At 71.6% G+C, this 14,447-nt stretch carries 14 protein-coding genes and 1 pseudogene; 6 read left to right on the top strand and 9 right to left on the bottom strand.

Translation table 11 applies throughout. The annotated features are described in order from the left end of the window. Positions 1 to 106 precede the first annotated feature (106 nt). From ACN28A_RS36105 to ACN28A_RS36095, 3 genes are read right to left on the bottom strand one after another with little or no spacing between them, the layout of a single operon-like run. A complete protein-coding gene (locus tag ACN28A_RS36105) occupies positions 107 to 523 on the bottom strand; it encodes a YeeE/YedE thiosulfate transporter family protein (protein ID WP_421403236.1) in 417 nt (138 codons plus the stop codon). After that, the gene (locus tag ACN28A_RS36100) at positions 523 to 1,206 is read right to left on the bottom strand and encodes a YeeE/YedE family protein (protein WP_421403234.1); all 684 of its coding nucleotides are present in this window, start codon (positions 1,204 to 1,206) and stop codon (positions 523 to 525) included. Before ACN28A_RS36100 ends, ACN28A_RS36105 begins: the two co-directional genes overlap by 1 nt. Then, positions 1,203 to 1,667 (bottom strand): hypothetical protein, encoded by a 465-nt coding sequence (locus ACN28A_RS36095; protein ID WP_421403232.1) that lies wholly within the window; start codon positions 1,665 to 1,667, stop codon positions 1,203 to 1,205. Before ACN28A_RS36095 ends, ACN28A_RS36100 begins: the two co-directional genes overlap by 4 nt. Before the next feature lie 316 nt (positions 1,668 to 1,983). Here ACN28A_RS36095 and ACN28A_RS36090 point away from each other — a divergent pair, with 316 nt between their 5' ends. Next, the gene (locus tag ACN28A_RS36090; RefSeq protein WP_421403230.1) at positions 1,984 to 2,724 is read left to right on the top strand and encodes an SRPBCC family protein; all 741 of its coding nucleotides are present in this window, start codon (positions 1,984 to 1,986) and stop codon (positions 2,722 to 2,724) included. A 209-nt stretch (positions 2,725 to 2,933) separates the two neighbouring features. After that, positions 2,934 to 4,094 carry an epoxide hydrolase family protein gene (locus ACN28A_RS36085; RefSeq protein ID WP_421403228.1) on the top strand — a complete coding sequence of 387 codons (1,161 nt, stop codon included), beginning with the start codon at positions 2,934 to 2,936 and terminating at the stop codon, positions 4,092 to 4,094. Positions 4,095 to 4,167: 73 nt separating this feature from the next. Here ACN28A_RS36085 and ACN28A_RS36080 read toward each other — a convergent pair whose 3' ends face one another. From ACN28A_RS36080 to ACN28A_RS36055, 6 genes and pseudogenes are all read right to left on the bottom strand, one after another. Next, positions 4,168 to 4,287, bottom strand: coding sequence for an aldehyde dehydrogenase family protein (locus tag ACN28A_RS36080; RefSeq protein ID WP_421403226.1), 120 nt, complete (start codon positions 4,285 to 4,287; stop codon positions 4,168 to 4,170). Between the two features lie 56 nt (positions 4,288 to 4,343). Further along, positions 4,344 to 4,514, bottom strand: a pseudogene (locus tag ACN28A_RS36075) (aldehyde dehydrogenase family protein); the annotation flags it as partial. Between the two features lie 106 nt (positions 4,515 to 4,620). Then, positions 4,621 to 6,966: an ATP-binding protein gene (locus ACN28A_RS36070; protein WP_421403224.1), complete on the bottom strand. Its 2,346-nt coding sequence runs from the start codon at positions 6,964 to 6,966 to the stop codon at positions 4,621 to 4,623. A gap of 44 nt (positions 6,967 to 7,010) precedes the next feature. Continuing rightward, on the bottom strand, positions 7,011 to 8,171 hold the full coding sequence (locus tag ACN28A_RS36065) for a pentapeptide repeat-containing protein (protein WP_421403222.1): 1,161 nt from the start codon (positions 8,169 to 8,171) through the stop codon (positions 7,011 to 7,013). Next, entirely contained in the window at positions 8,168 to 8,854 is a 687-nt protein-coding gene (locus ACN28A_RS36060) for a cyclase family protein (RefSeq protein WP_421403220.1), read from the bottom strand. Before ACN28A_RS36060 ends, ACN28A_RS36065 begins: the two co-directional genes overlap by 4 nt. A gap of 203 nt (positions 8,855 to 9,057) precedes the next feature. Next, entirely contained in the window at positions 9,058 to 9,366 is a 309-nt protein-coding gene (locus tag ACN28A_RS36055; protein ID WP_421403218.1) for a hypothetical protein, read from the bottom strand. Between the two features lie 272 nt (positions 9,367 to 9,638). Between ACN28A_RS36055 and ACN28A_RS36050 the strand changes: the two genes are divergently transcribed. From ACN28A_RS36050 to ACN28A_RS36035, 4 genes are all read left to right on the top strand, one after another. Beyond that, complete coding sequence (locus ACN28A_RS36050; protein WP_421403216.1) at positions 9,639 to 10,532, top strand: MBL fold metallo-hydrolase; 894 nt, start codon at positions 9,639 to 9,641, stop codon at positions 10,530 to 10,532. Positions 10,533 to 10,697: 165 nt separating this feature from the next. After that, positions 10,698 to 13,292 (top strand): molybdopterin oxidoreductase family protein, encoded by a 2,595-nt coding sequence (locus tag ACN28A_RS36045; RefSeq protein WP_421403214.1) that lies wholly within the window; start codon positions 10,698 to 10,700, stop codon positions 13,290 to 13,292. Further along, positions 13,289 to 13,774, top strand: a complete 486-nt coding sequence (locus ACN28A_RS36040) for a hypothetical protein (protein WP_421403212.1) — start codon at positions 13,289 to 13,291, stop codon at positions 13,772 to 13,774. Before ACN28A_RS36045 ends, ACN28A_RS36040 begins: the two co-directional genes overlap by 4 nt. After that, complete coding sequence (locus tag ACN28A_RS36035; protein WP_421403210.1) at positions 13,774 to 14,445, top strand: hypothetical protein; 672 nt, start codon at positions 13,774 to 13,776, stop codon at positions 14,443 to 14,445. Before ACN28A_RS36040 ends, ACN28A_RS36035 begins: the two co-directional genes overlap by 1 nt. Positions 14,446 to 14,447 lie beyond the last annotated feature (2 nt).

The following is a 14,447-nucleotide window of genomic DNA, read 5'->3' as shown; positions in this document are numbered from 1 at the left end:
ACCAACCGTCGGCCGGGCCGGGCCACGGGTGGGTTCGGGCCGGGCCGCGCGAGGGTGGATCGGCCGGGTGACGGGCTGGTCTCACCGGCCGCAGGACCCGACGTTCTCACCGGCCGCAGGACCCGACGTCGAGGTGGAGGTACCTGGCGTTCACCCAGCGGCAGAGCCGGGTGCCGACCACGATGCCCACGATCGTGACCAGCGCCGGAAGGTAGCCGCTGGCCACCTGGATGATCGGGATCGCCGGGCAGCCGCCGGAGAGCGCCCAGCCGCCGCCGAACAGTACCGCGCCGGGTATCACGCCCGGATGGATGCGGCCCGGCGTACGGCGGATCCGGAACAGGGCGAAGACCACGACGATCAGCCCGACACCGCCGGCGAAGGCGAAGAACATCCGCAGGTCCTGGAAGGTGAACATGCGGTTCAGTTCGGCGTAGTCGCCGAACCCGATGTTGGTGACGGTGAAGCCGAGGGCGAGCCCGGCGATGATGTTGGCGAGCAGGAGGCCACCCCGGGTACGCATCACACGACCTTCCAGAGCAGGAACGACACGGCGACGGCGGCGCCGAAGAATACGGCCGTCGCGACGAGGCTGTCCGGATGGAGCCGGCCACAGCCGTTGAGCCCGTGACCGGAGGAACATCCGCCGGCCAGACGGGTACCGAAGCCGACCAGGATGCCACCGACGAAGAGCGTGCCGACCATCTGGGGTGGACTGTCGGTGACGATCTCGCGGAAGCCGTCCCCCATGTCCAGCCGGAGGTCGAACCGGCCGGCCGTGACCGCTGCCAGCAGCCCGCCCAGGAAGATCGAGAGCAGCAGGGCGGCCTGGGTGACCAGCGGCGCCGGACGCGGGGCGGTGGACGCGGGCCGGGTACCCGGATCCGGCTCGACGGCCGGGACGACGGCCGTCGGCCCGGCGGGTGGGCCGACGGAGGGCGGACCGGAATCTGCCACGGGTGGCCGGGCCGGTGCGCCGGGCCGGGGTCCGAAGTGTTCGGCGGTGGCCACCGCGAGCGCCTCGGTGAGGGCGCGCTCGTCGGTGAACTGTGCCTCCAGCCGTTCGGCGCGGCGCTCGTCCCGCCAGTGCAGCACCCGTTCCCACGCGGAGGAGACGCCGAAGGACCGGTCGGTGCTGACGGTGTAGTTGATGGTGACGGCGGCCAGGCCGAGTGCGCCTGCCCACCATGGCCAGTAGTTGCTCATGCGGGGCCTGAGATCCAATCGGTGAGGCGGGTCCACCAGCGGCGTCGCGGTTGCGGCGTCGACGGAGTGCTCCCTGGGGGTTGCGCGACCTGCGGAAACAGTGGATGTTTCGGCAGTCCGGCCGGCGGCGCGGCCTGCTCGAAGTAGGCCGACGGCGCGGGTGCCACCCGGCGGGGATCCGGCCCCGGCCACCGTGGCGGCGTCGACGGGTCCGGTCCGACCGGACCGACCCCGGCTGTCGCACCCTTCAGGTGCTGCGCGTTGGCGCCGTTGGGCAGCAGCGTGATCGGCACGACGGCGCCGGTGAGCGACAACGTGTACCGGGCACAGTCCCGCCAGCCGTCCCCGGTGTCGCAGTAGTACTCCCGCCAACTGCGCAGAGAGGCTCGCAGTAGCGGGAACAGAGGGCATCGTTCGGCGTGTGGGCAGCCCATGTCGCTCCAGTCTGACCGGCTGGCCATCCGGTGGACCCGGCGGTCGAGCACAGTCCCTGTCTGCTGATCCAGCCGGAAAGCATAGAGCATCTAGAGTGCGACGGGGTTCGATGGCGACCGGGCGGAGGTGTCCCACGCGGCGCGGCGGCGTCCCGGCGGTTCGTGCCTGTCCGGGTGAATCCTCCCCACCAGCGGATTCCCCACTTCTCCGGCGTACCGGGCAGCGAACCAGGGCTGACCCACACCGACAACTAATCCTGTCTTGACAGCATTAGTATTCGGCTCGTAGCGTGTCGACGTGCCACCGCACTCCGTACCCCGACCAGACCAGGGAGCCCTGAAGATGACCGCGCACGAGTTCGAACTGATCCACGACATCACCGTCCAGGCCGCCCCGGAGCAGGTCTGGGCGGCCATCGCCACCGGTCCGGGCATCGACTCCTGGTTCATGGGGCGCAACGAGGTCGAGCCGCGCGAGGGCGGCACGGCCAGCATGACGATGTTCGGCAACACCGAGGGCGCCACCATCACGGCCTGGGAGCCGGGGCGGCGCTTCGCCTACCGGGGCATCCCCGGCGAGGACGGCGGGTTCATGGCGTTCGAATACCTCGTCGAGGGTCGCGACGGAGGCTCCAGCACACTGCGCATGGTGCACAGCGGCATCCTGACCGGCGACTGGGAGTCCGAGTACGAGGCGCTGAAGAACGGCAACCCGCTCTACCTGCGGAGCCTCGCCCAATACCTGGAACACTTCCCCGGCCGCACCGCCGTGCCGGTCACGGCGCTCGGTCCGCAGCAGCCGGACCAGGAGACGGTCTGGGCGAAGCTCACCGCCGCGACCGGCCTGTCCAGGGACGTCGGCGAGGGCGAGCCGGTGCGCTTCACAGTCGACGGCCGGCAGGTCGACGGCGTCGTCGACACCGTGCTGGCCCCGAGCTTCCTCGGCGTACGCACCGACGACGCGCTGCTGCGGTTCGTCGGCCGGGGCGGTGTCATCCTGACGGGCCACCACGTCTTCGCCGAGGTCGACCCGGACCAGGCCGAGCGGACCTGGCGGAAGTGGTTGGCCAACGCGATGGCCTGACCGGCGACAACGGCACCCGACAGCACGGCGACCGGAAACCCGTATCTCGACGGGCTGATGGCCGCGCACCGCACCGCACCACCGCCACCGGTCGTCGACGCCGGTCACGGCGAGGGCGGGTCGCTGTGCGGTGTTGAGATCATCGGTCTGGACCATGCCACCGGCGAGACGGCCCTCGCCGGCTGGGCGGCCGGCAGAGAGGCGGAACCATGACCGACGAGATCACGCCGTACCGGATCGAGGTTGCGGAGGAGCAGTTGGTGGAGCTGCGCCGGCGGCTGGCCGCGACCCGCTGGCCGGAACCCGAGACCGTGCCGGACTGGTCCCAGGGGGTTCCGCTGCGCTACCTGCGCGAGCTGTGCCGGTACTGGGCCGAGGCGTACGACTGGCGGGTCACCGAGGCGCGGCTGAACGCCCTGCCGCAGTACCGGACCGTGATCGACGGGCTCGGTGTCCACTTCGCGCACGTGCGCTCGCCGCAGCCCGACGCGATGCCGCTGGTCCTGACGAACGGCTGGCCGGGCTCGCTGGCCGAGTACCTCAAGGTGGTCGGCCCGCTCACCGACCCGGTCCGGTACGGCGGCGACCCGGCGGACGCCTTCCACCTGGTCCTGCCGACCCTTCCCGGGTACGGGTTCAGCGACAAGCCGACCGGACCCGGCTGGGGCGTGCAGCGTGTTGCCGACGCCTGGGCCGAACTGATGGCCCGGCTCGGCTACCGGCGGTACGGCGCGCACGGCACCGACTGGGGCAACAGCGTCACCACCGCCATCGGCCAGCAGGACCCCGGACACGTCGCCGGAATCCATCCGGTGCCCCCGATCGCCGCCCCCGACCCGGCCACCTTCGACGATCTCACCGACGCCGAGCGGGCCAGCCTCGCGGCGCTGCGCGAGGCGCAGGACCGGGAGTCCGGCTACTCCGCCGAGCAGTCCAGCAAACCGCAGACCATCGGGTACGCCCTGGTGGACTCGCCCGCCGCGCTCTGCGGCTGGATCGCCGAGAAGTTCTGGTCCTGGACCGACCACGACGGGAACCTGGAGGCCGTGGTCACCAGGGACGAACTGCTCGACACGGTCATGCTCTACTGGCTGCCGGCCACCGGCGCCTCCGCCGCCCGCCTCTACTGGGAGAGCTTCGGGCAGGTCGCCGAGTGGTTCCGGTCGACCACCACGGACAGCGTGTCGGTGCCCACGGGCTGCTCGATCTTCCCGGGGGACGTACCCCGCCCGTCGCGCCGGTGGGCGGCCCGGCGCTACACCGACATCCGGTACTGGAACGAACTCGACCGGGGCGGGCACTTCCCCGCCCTCGAACAGCCCGACACCTTCGTCCGGGAACTGCGGGCATTCTTCAGACTGGTCCGCTGAACACCGGTCGCGGCGCAGCCACCCGGTCGGCTCGGCCCCGGCGCCGAGCCGAGCCGGCGCCGGCGGCGGCGTGTCAGGCGGTAAGTGCGATGTACTCCTCCTCCAGGAACTCTCCGATGGCGTCCGAGCCGCCCTCCCGGCCGAGGCCGCTCTGCTTGACGCCGCCGCACGGGGCCGCCGGGTCGCTTTCCACCCCCGGTTGACGGCGACCATCCCGGTCTCCAGGCGGCGTGCCACGGCGACCGCCTCCCGTTCCTCGCCGAAGACGTACGACATCAGGCCGAACTCGGTGTCGTTGGCCATCCGTACCGCGTCGTCGACGTCGTCGAAGGAAATTACGGCGGTGACGGGACCGAAGATCCCGGTACCGGTGAGCGTCGAGTTGTGCCGGACGCCGGTGAGCAGTGTCGCGCCGGCCACCGCGGTCGCCAGGTCCGCGCCGGGCAGTACGACCAGCGCCCGCGACCGCGTGGCTGCCACGATCCGCCGTGGACGCGAGCTGCCGCGACCGGGCCGCTCGGCCGAGTCAGATGGCGAGCCGCTCCCGGACGGCGGCAGCCCGAGGGTGGGCGAGCGACTCGAAGATCGCCAACGCCTGTTCCCACCGGTGGACCGCCTCCGTGGACTCGCCGAGTGTCTGTAGTGCGGTGCCGAGGTCGTCCAACGTGACCGCGGCTGCGAGCCGGTCACCGACCTCGTCGTGCACCGCGAGCGATTCCCGGTAGCTGGCCGCGGCGCTCGACCAGTTGCCGGCCGCCGCCTGGGCCAATCCCATGTCGTGCAGTGTCCATCCCTCGACCGCCCGGTTGCCGATCTCCCGATGCAGCTCGCTGGCCCGGGTCAGCAGCTCGATCGCCTCGGTCCACTGACCACGCGCGGACTGGACCCGCCCCAGGTTACGGAGAACGTGGGCTTCGCCCCACCGCACATCGATGTCGCGGAAGAGCGTGAGCGAACGGTCGAGCGTGGCCTTCGCCTCGTCCCAGCGGTGCAGCTTCAGGTAGGCCAGCCCGAGGTTGTTGCCCGCGAGGGCTTCCCCGAAGACATCGCCTTCGCGCTGGTTCGCCGTGATTGCCTGCTCGCAGTACGTGGCTGCGTCAAGCGGTCGATCCACCTCGACACACGCCAGACCGAGATTTATGAGAATCCAGCACTCGGCCCGGCCGCCCATGCGCCGCGCGGCGGGCAGGACGATCTGGTGGACGGCGAGCAGCTCCGGCCAACGGTTACGTAGATAGAAATACTCGCCGAGCGCGGCGGCCAACTGCCAGGCGATGTTATCGAAGCCGTACCGGACGGCCTGACGCGCCACCGGGACGAAGTTCGGCCGCTCCGCGTCGCACCAGGCGAAGGCATCGGCCGTGGTCGTCATCGGCGGGACCGGAACGTCCGAACCGAGTTGGACCGGAACCCGTCGCCGCTCGGGAGCGAAGATGCGGTCCGTGGCATCGGCCCCCGCGAGGTACCACTGCAGCAACCTGCCGACGGCGGACGTCCGCTCGTCCGGGTGCATCCGTTGCCCGGCAAGCTCGGCGGCGTAGATGCGCAGCAGGTCGTGGAAGCGGAACCGGCCGGCTGGCAGCTGTTCGACCATGCTCGCGTCGACGAGGCCGCGCAGCAGCCGGCGGGCCCTCGCGGGATGGATTCCGGCGACCACGGCGGCGGAGGCGCTGCTCAGCTCCGGGGCTTCGTGCAGGCCGAGCCTGACGAACAACTGCACCTGCTCGGGCAGCAGCGAGCTCAGCGACCAGTCCAGAACCCGGCGCACGTCCGCCTGGTCGCCGGCCGCGAGCCCGTCGAGCCGTTCGTCCTCGTCGGTCAGCTCGGCTACCGCGTCGGACACCGGGACCGCCGGCCTGCCGGCCAGTCCGTCGCCCGCGACGGAGAGTGCCAGTGGCAGGCGCGCGCAGAGCTCGGCGAGATCCGCGACTGCCCCGGGCTCGGCGCCCGCGCGCTCGGCACCGATGGTCTCGGCCAGCAGCGAAGCCGCCTCGTCCTGGCTGAGCAGGCCGAGTTGCAGCGTGTGCGCGCCGAGCCCCGGCAGGACACGGCGACTGGTGATGAGCGTCCGGCAGTTCGACACGCCGGGCAGCAGCGGACGTACCTGGCTGGCCTCGTGGGCGTTGTCGAGGATGAGCAGGAGCTGGCGGTCGGCGGTTTCGGTACGGAACCGGGCCTCCAGTTCGGCCCGGCCGGCCGGGATCTCCTCGTCCGGAACGTCGAGGCTGCGCAGGAGTTGGCTCAGCGCCGCCACCGGGCTGAGCGGCTCCGAATCACCGTAACCGTGCAGGTCGACGTAGAGCTGACCGTCGGGAAACCAACGGGCGGCGAGGTGTGCCCAGTAAAGGGCGAGGGTGGTCTTGCCGATCCCGGCCGTGCCGGTGACGACGACGGACAGAAACCCACCCGGGGTGCCGGGCAGGAGTCGTTCGAGTGTCGACAGTTCGGCGGTCCGCCCCGCGAACACCCGGGCTGACGGCGCGGGCACCTCGTGGGGCGCGTGTGGCCGGGTGATCGGCGCGGGCAGTTGGGCGATCTGCCGCCAGGCGTTCTGCCACCTCGTGACCTGAGCGTTCACCTCGGCCTCCGGTTCGCCCTGTAGGCATGCGCAGACGAAACAGCGAATGAACTCGAACATCTCCGCATCGGTCGCCGGTTGCCGGATGCCGCACTCGAAAGCCTGGATGAAGTCACGCCGCAACTCCTTCCAGCACTGCTTCGAGCGCGGATCCCGCATGCGGTCGATGGCGAGCTTCGCCCACCGCTCCCGGAGAGTCCGCAGCGCCTGCCCGAACTCCTTCGGGGACCGGGCACCACGCGGGTCAGGAATGGCCTCCCGGGCCGCGTGCGACCCGGACGACGAGGAGCCCATGAACCGGCCTTTCCGACGCTGGCTGACCTGGATCGTACTCCAGGCTATTGGATCGATCCCGGACTATCACGTACGGAACTGCCGGCGCCCGGCTGCCGGGCCGGCAGGCGTAGCACCGCCGGATCCGCGGGCAGCGAGTCGGGTAGCGCAAGTGTGTCCGGGCTGCGGACCCGTCGCAGGTCGACGAGCCCGCTCTGGAAGTGGGCGTCCTCGAAGTCGAGAATTCCCGCGACGAGGTGGGCGCCGGCAAACGAGACCGACGAGCCGCAGAAGATCGCGCCGAAATCGACGGAACCGCCGGTGAACGTGGCATCGGCGAACGAGACCTCGCCACTGGCGAACTCCGCCCCGTCGAACGACAACGCACCAGCGGTGACCGCCGACTCCGCGAAGCTCACCACGCAGTCGACGAACTGAGCGTCCTGGAAGGACACCTGCGCACCAGACACCACCACGCCGCGCAGCGACACCCGGCCGCCGATGAACCGGGCATTCCGGAAACTGACCCGACCACCGCTGAACACCGCGCCGTCGAACTCGCCGTCATCGAAGACCGCACCGGTGAAGTCGAGGTCGTGGCCCCACCAGCCGATGCGCGCGTCGCGCCGCAGATGGGACGAGATCAACCTGATGATCGTCTGGCGGACCTGTCGCTCGCCGTGCCACGCCGTCTGCATGTCGGGCTGGTCCGGCGGGTCGACGGCATAGAACATCCGGAGGTACGCGCAGAGCACGTCGACACAGGTCTGCCTGCCCGCGCCCCAGTCGTCCGCCAGCGATGCCATCGCGTACGCGCCGGCCAGCCGCACCGCCGCAGCCGGGTCACCGAGCTGTTGAGCTGCCGTCGAGAAGCGCTCCATGCTCAGCTTGACCTCTTCCCGCTGCTCCTCCATCTCACTGAAGTGCTGCTTGCGGTACGCGACGACCAAGGCCACCGCGCCGCCGATACCGCCGGTCACGGCGAGCGCGATCTTGGTCAGCTCCAACCGCTCCTTCACCGGCACCGCATGCGCTGGTGCACCGATGCCCCACCAGACCAGCAGTCCGGCGGCGAAGGCGACGCCTGCGGCCAGCGCGATCCAGCCGGCGATGTGCCAACCCAGTCGCAGCCGTGGGGGCGTGAGACTTTCCGGCGTGGAGAGCCAACCGAGGGTATGTCCCGCGCGGACCGGCCGCCCCGACGCGGCCAGCCGATCCCTGGTCACACGCCGAGACCCTGTACCCAGACGGCGCGCACCGGAGACGCCGAGATCCGCCGGATGGGTAACGGCGCTGCGATCAGGTGCCCGCTGTTCGAGCCGACCGCGCCGAGGTTGGCCAACGGTGCCAGCAGCAACGCGTCCGACCGGAAGAACCTCCGAAGATGCCCGGACGGAGCGGCCGGATTCTCGAACCGGGGAGTATCACCGCCGAGCAGGCTGAACCGCTGGGCCAGCACCTCGTCGATGACGTCGTCGTCAAAGTACGGGCAGGCGTCGAGGTAGTCCGGCTCGTCCCAGTGGGTGCCCCAGCCGGTCGAGATCAGCAGTCCGTACCCGTCCCACGGGCCCGGCCCGATATTGTCGAGCACCCTGCGGACCTCCCGCGCCCGTACCGGCTCCCCGGGGCCTTTCGGCACCTGGACACAGACCGCCGGCAACAGCACCGTGCGCGCGAGCGGCACGTCGTCGAGCCGGACTCCGTCGGGGCGTACATGTGCCGCCGTCTCCACGTACGTGCCGGTCTGCAGCGGCATGCGTACCGCCTCGGAATAGACCGGCTCGGTGAGCCAGGAAACGGGAGGGAGATCGAAAATCTCGGGCGCGAAATACGGGTCCGGATAGTGCCACATCTGAGGATGGACCGGACCCGAAATATCGATCATGCGGTACGAGCCGGAAGTGTTCATCGGTCCTCCTTCGCGGCCAGTAAGGACGTGCGGTGCTCGCAACTCGACTTGCCGGGTCCAGCCGACAGGCTACCGATCCCGCCCAGTCGAGTTCCGGCGCAGTCGCGTATTCGACACCCCGTTCGACACCTCGTTCTGGACGACGGAGGTAAGGCGTCTGAGAACCGCCCGGCCAATCGGGTCGGGCCGGCCGGTGTGCCTGTTCAGATCCGCGCTCTCGCCTGCGGTTGGATGGTGGTCACCGCGCCGTTGAGCGAGTTGAGCGCCCGGTTCTGGTGCGCCACCGCCTTGCGCAGCGCGTCGGCCGGGCCGGTCTGTCCGGCGGTCGCGGCGGCGCCGGCCAGCTCGATCAGGCACTCCTCCAAACCGGACCCGATCCGTTGCAGGATGGCGAGCAGGATCGCCGGCTCGTTCACGCGTACGTCGCCGCGCAGTTGGAGGGCCAGCTGTTCGAGGGCCTGTTGTGAGCCGATCGCCAGGTCGACCAGTTCCGGCTCGGCGTCACCGGTCATCGGGCGGGCCTGTCCGGGTCCGGTGCCGGCCGGCTGGCCCGGTGGCCGGAGAGGTTCGAGGGTGGTGCCACCCGTCCAGGATGGCAGCGGATGCCGGTGCCGCCCTCGGATCTCCGATCATGGCTTGGGGCTGAGCGGTCCGGAACTGGGCGGCCGATCGGGCGTGGTTGGTCGTGCCGACGGGCAACGGGTCGCCGTACCTCGGTCGCGCTGACGCCGGTCGGGCGATCCCGGTCTCGGCTGATCGGCGGTGGCCCGGCGGCGGAAATGCCGTGCCCGCCGAGGTGTGTTCCGGGCTGATCGGGGTACGGCGGCACCGGGGTGTTGGCGACGTGATGATCGAGAACGCCGGCCCGGCCGTCACCGCGACCTTCGTGGGCAACGCGACCGTGCTGCTCAGACTGGGCGGGTTCACGCTGCTGACCGACCCCAACTTCCTGACCGCCGGCCAGCGCGCCTATCTCGGCTACGGGCTGTGGACCCGGCGGCGGACGGATCCGGCGCTGCGGATCGACGAGCTGCCGCCGGTCGACGGGGTGGTCCTTTCCCACCTGCACGGCGACCACTTCGACCGGCTGGCCCGGGACGGCCTGCCGAAGACCCTTCCGGTGATCACCACGCCGCAGGCCGAGCGTCGGCTCCGGCGCTGGGGCTTCGGCGCGGCCGAGGCGCTGCGGACCTGGGAGAGCCACCGGACGAGCCGGGGCGGGCAGGTCCTGACGATCACGGCCGTACCCGGCAAGCACGGTCCCGGGCCGCTCGACCGGGCGCTGCCCACGGTGATGGGCAGCATCATCGACCTGGAGCAGGACGGCGAACGGCTGACCCGGCTCTACGTCACCGGCGACACGCTGCGGCACGCGGCCCTGGCCGAGATCCCGGAACGGTTCCCGGGGATCGACGCGATGCTGATCCACCTCGGGGGGACCCGGGTGCTCGGGGTGCTGCTGACGATGGACCACCGGCAGGGCACCGAGCTGGTCCGGCTGATCCGGCCGAGGCTGACCCTGCCGATCCACTACGACGACTACCGCGCCTTCCGCTCGCCGCTCGGCGACTTCCTCGACCTCGCCGAACGCCAGGGGATCCGCCCAGGTGTGCGGGTGATGGGGCGCGGCGAGACGGTTCCGCTGCCGGTCGCGCCAGCCCCGCCCGCCCCGGCGTGACGGCCGCCGGTCGGTGCCCGGGTCGGGCGTTCGAGGTGCGGACCGCCGGGCCCGGTGCCAGGGTCGGAGGTGTGCCGGGACGGAGCGGCTCCGGCCGGCGACGGGTTCTGGCCGGCGGCCGGTCCCGGGCGACGGTCGGTGGACGGTGCGGACGGAGGAGGACGGATGGGCAGCGTTGACCGGATCGGGCAACCCTGGGGGAGCCGGACGCCGTACGGGCCGGGCGAGTCGTGGCCGGTCCGGGTGGACACGTACCTGGCCGACGGGGTACGGCCGGACGACGTCGACCGCTGGGTGCAGTCCGCCTCGATCCTGCACTCCAACGGCGACGCCCTCGACATCGCGGTCAGGGACGGCCGGATCGTCGGGGTACGCGGCCGGGCCGTCGACCGGGTGAACCACGGCCGGCTCGGCCCGAAGGACCTGTTCGGGTGGCAGGCGAACGCCTCCCCGGACCGGCTGACCCGACCGCTGGTCCGCCGGGACGGGCGGCTGGTGGAGACCGACTGGGACACCGCGATGGGCCTGGTGGTCGACCGGACCCGGGAACTCCTCGACGAGCAGGGCGCCAGCGCGATCGGCTTCTACACCAGCGGGCAGCTCTTCCTGGAGGAGTACTACACCCTCGCGCTCATCGCGCACGGCGGGATCGGCACCAACCACATCGACGGGAACACCCGGCTCTGCACCGCCACCGCCGCCGAGGCGTTGAAGGAGTCCTTCGGTTGCGACGGCCAGCCCGGCTCGTACTCCGACGTCGACCACGCCGACGTGGTCGTCCTGTACGGGCACAACATGGCGGAGACCCAGACGGTGCTCTGGAGCCGGGTGCTGGACCGACTGGCCGGGCCGAACCCGCCGGCCGTGGTCTGCGTCGACCCCCGGGAGACACCGGTGGCCCGGGCCGCCACCGTGCACCTGGCGCCCCGGCCGAGCACCAACGTGGTGCTGATGAACGCGCTGCTGCACGAGATCGTCCGGCACGGCTGGGTGGACGAGGAGTACGTCGCCGCGCACGCGGTCGGCTTCGAGGAGCTGCGGCAGCGGGTCGGGGAGTACCCGCCGGAGCGGGCGGCGGAGGTCTGCGACGTACCGGTGGAGCGGATCCGCGAGGCGGCCCGGCTGATCGGCACCGCCGAGCGGCTGCTCTCCACCGTCCTACAGGGTTTCTACCAGTCGCACCAGGCGACGGCCGCCGCCGTGCAGGTGAACAACATCCACATCGTCCGGGGCATGCTCGGCCGGCCGGGTTGTGGCCTGTTGCAGATGAACGGCCAGCCGAGCGCGCAGAACACCCGGGAGTGCGGCGCCGACGGCGACCTGCCGGCGTTCCGGAACTGGACGAACGAGACGCACGTCAAGGACCTCGCCCGGGTCTGGAACATCGACCCGATGCGGATCCCGCACTACTCGCCGCCGACGAACCTGATGCAGATGATGCGATACGCCGAGGAGGGGTCGATCCGGTTCCTCTGGGTGAGCTGCACAAACCCGGCGGTGTCGCTGCCGGAGCTGTCCCGGATCCGGGGCATCCTGCGCCAGCGGCGGCTCTTCCTGGTGGTGCAGGACATCTTCCTCTCCGAGACGGCGCAGCTCGCCGACGTGGTGCTGCCGGCCGCGACCTGGGGTGAGAAGACCGGCACGTTCACCAACGCGGACCGGACGGTGCACCTGTCGGAGAAGGCGGTGGACCCGCCCGGCGAGGCCCGCCCCGACCTCGACATCTTCCTCGACTACGCCCGGCGGCTGGACCTGCGCGACGACGACGGGCAGCCGCTGGTGAAGTGGACCGATCCGGAGGGTGCGTTCGCGGCGTGGCAGGAGTGCAGCGCCGGCCGGCCGTGCGACTACACCGGGCTGAGCTACGCCAGACTGCGGGGTGGCAGCGGTATCCAGTGGCCGTGCGACGCCGAGCACCCGGACGGGACCGAGCGGCTCTACGCGGACGGGGCGTTCTGGGCCGCCCCGGACTACGCCGAGACCTACGGCCGGGACCTGGTCACCGGTGCGCCGCTGGAGCCGACCGAGTACGCGGCGCTGAACCCCTCGGGCAAGGCGGTGATCAAGGCGGCCGAGTACCTTCCCCCGCACGAGCTGCCGAGCGAGGAGTACCCGTTCCAGCTGGTCACCGGTCGTACCCTCTACCACTTCCACAGCCGGACCAAGACGGCGCGGGCGCCGCAGTTGCAGGCGGCGGCGCCGGAGGTCTGGGTCGAGATGGCGGCCGCCGACGCGACCGAGCACGGCTTCGCCGAGGGCGACCTGCTGGAGGTCGCCACCCCGCGCGGTGCGGTTCGGGCCCGGTTGCGGGTCACCGGCATCCGGCGCGACGGGCTCTTCCTGCCCTTCCACTACGGCTACTGGGACGCCTCCGGCGGGTCCGGGCCGGAGGACCGGGAGCGGGGCCGGGCGGCCAACGAGTTGACCATCACCGACTGGGACCCGGTGTCGAAGCAGCCGCTGTTCAAGTCGGCGGTGGCCCGGGTGACCCGGGTCGGCAGCGGCGACGGGACGCCGGCACCGGCGCCGACGACCACCGCGTCCCGACCGGTGGCGGCCGGGATACCGGAGACGGCCGGCGGCCCCGCCGCTTCGGCCGACGAGCGGCCCGGGCAGCCGCCGAGTGGTGGGGGCGAGCGGCCCGCGCAGCTGCCGATCAGTGAGGTCGAGCGGCCCGCGCAGCCGCCGGGCGGGGCGGCCGAGCCGGTGGCGGCCGGCGCCGGGCGGTTCTCCGAGCCCGACCGTGGAGGCCGACGATGAACAAGATCGACATGGTGATCCGGGAGCTGCACCGGTCCGAGAACAAGCTCGCGGTCGACCTGCTGCGAATGGCGGACCGGCACAGCGCCGACCACGAGATCCACCACGTCGGGCGGGACCTGTCCCGCTGGTCCCAGCAGCACGTGACCGAACTCGCCCGGGTCGGCCGCGACTACGGCCTGGACCTGGCGGAGCAGGCCCGCGACGAGTCGGGGCTGTTCGCCGCCGTCGAGCAGAAGGCGTCCGAACTGGTCGGGCGGCACCGGCAGCCCGGGGTACTCCTCCTCGCCGACCTGCGGCACCTCTACCGGGACGCCTCGGGTGTCTCGCTGGACTGGGAGGTGCTGGCCCAGGCCGCCCAGGCCACCCGGGACATGGAACTGCTCGGCCTGGCCAAGCGCTGCCATCCGCAGACCCTGCGGCAGGCCCGCTGGGCGAACGCGAAGCTCAAGGAGACCTCCGCCCAGGTCCTGGTGAGCTGATGGAGGACCGGGAGCTGCTCGCCGTCAGCCGGATCAACCTCCGGCCGATCGGTACCCCGCTGCCGTTGGGCTTCGTCGGCCTGGTCGTCGCGACCGCCGCCTTCGGCTGCCTGCAACTCGGCTGGCTGCCGGCCGACCAGCACCGGCAGGTGGCCCTCGGCGCACTGCTGTTCACGGTGCCGGTGCAGCTCATCGCCGCCGTCTTCGGCTTCCTCGCCCGGGACCCGGTGGCCGGAACCGGCATGGGAATCCTGGCGGGCAGCTGGGCCACCGCCGGTGTGGTGACGCTCACCGGCCCGGCCGGGGCCAGCAGCCCCGGGCTGGGCGTGCTGCTGCTCTGCGCCGCGGCCGTTCTGCTGGTGCCGACAGTCGCGGCCACCGGCAAACTCGTCGCCGCCACCGTGATGGGGCTGAGCGCGCTGCGCTTCGCCGTCACCGGCGTCGCCGAGCTCACCGGCTCGCCGGGTTGGCGTACCGGGGCCGGCTGGTGCGGCCTGGTGCTGGCGGCGGTCGCCCTCTACGCCGCGCTCGGTTTCGAGCTGGAGGACGTACGCGGGCGGGCGGTGCTGCCGCTGCTGCGTACCGGCTCGGGCCGGGCGGTCGAGGCCGACTCGGTCGCCGCCCAACTGCGCGGGGTGGCCCACGAGGCGGGCGTACGCGAGCAGCTGTGACC

Origin of the sequence: Plantactinospora sp. WMMB782 (assembly GCF_049179135.1) — a bacterium.
In the GTDB taxonomy this organism is placed as follows: Bacteria; Actinomycetota; Actinomycetes; order Mycobacteriales; family Micromonosporaceae; genus Plantactinospora.
The sequence above is the reverse complement of the archived record's forward strand: the minus strand, read 5'-3'. Positions and strand labels throughout refer to the sequence as shown.

Bases quoted from the DNA above. Each gene is read 5' to 3' on its own strand.
- ACN28A_RS36090 (WP_421403230.1), top strand. From the start codon at position 1,984: ATGACCGCGCACGAGTTCGAACTGATCCACGACATCACCGTCCAGGCC.
- ACN28A_RS36105 (WP_421403236.1), bottom strand. From the start codon at position 523: ATGCGTACCCGGGGTGGCCTCCTGCTCGCCAACATCATCGCCGGGCTC.
- ACN28A_RS36095 (WP_421403232.1), bottom strand. From the start codon at position 1,667: ATGGCCAGCCGGTCAGACTGGAGCGACATGGGCTGCCCACACGCCGAA.
- ACN28A_RS36070 (WP_421403224.1), bottom strand. From the start codon at position 6,966: ATGGGCTCCTCGTCGTCCGGGTCGCACGCGGCCCGGGAGGCCATTCCT.
- ACN28A_RS36085 (WP_421403228.1), top strand. From the start codon at position 2,934: ATGACCGACGAGATCACGCCGTACCGGATCGAGGTTGCGGAGGAGCAG.
- ACN28A_RS36045 (WP_421403214.1), top strand. From the start codon at position 10,698: ATGGGCAGCGTTGACCGGATCGGGCAACCCTGGGGGAGCCGGACGCCG.
- ACN28A_RS36060 (WP_421403220.1), bottom strand. From the start codon at position 8,854: ATGAACACTTCCGGCTCGTACCGCATGATCGATATTTCGGGTCCGGTC.
- ACN28A_RS36055 (WP_421403218.1), bottom strand. From the start codon at position 9,366: ATGACCGGTGACGCCGAGCCGGAACTGGTCGACCTGGCGATCGGCTCA.
- ACN28A_RS36100 (WP_421403234.1), bottom strand. From the start codon at position 1,206: ATGAGCAACTACTGGCCATGGTGGGCAGGCGCACTCGGCCTGGCCGCC.
- ACN28A_RS36040 (WP_421403212.1), top strand. From the start codon at position 13,289: ATGAACAAGATCGACATGGTGATCCGGGAGCTGCACCGGTCCGAGAAC.
- ACN28A_RS36035 (WP_421403210.1), top strand. From the start codon at position 13,774: ATGGAGGACCGGGAGCTGCTCGCCGTCAGCCGGATCAACCTCCGGCCG.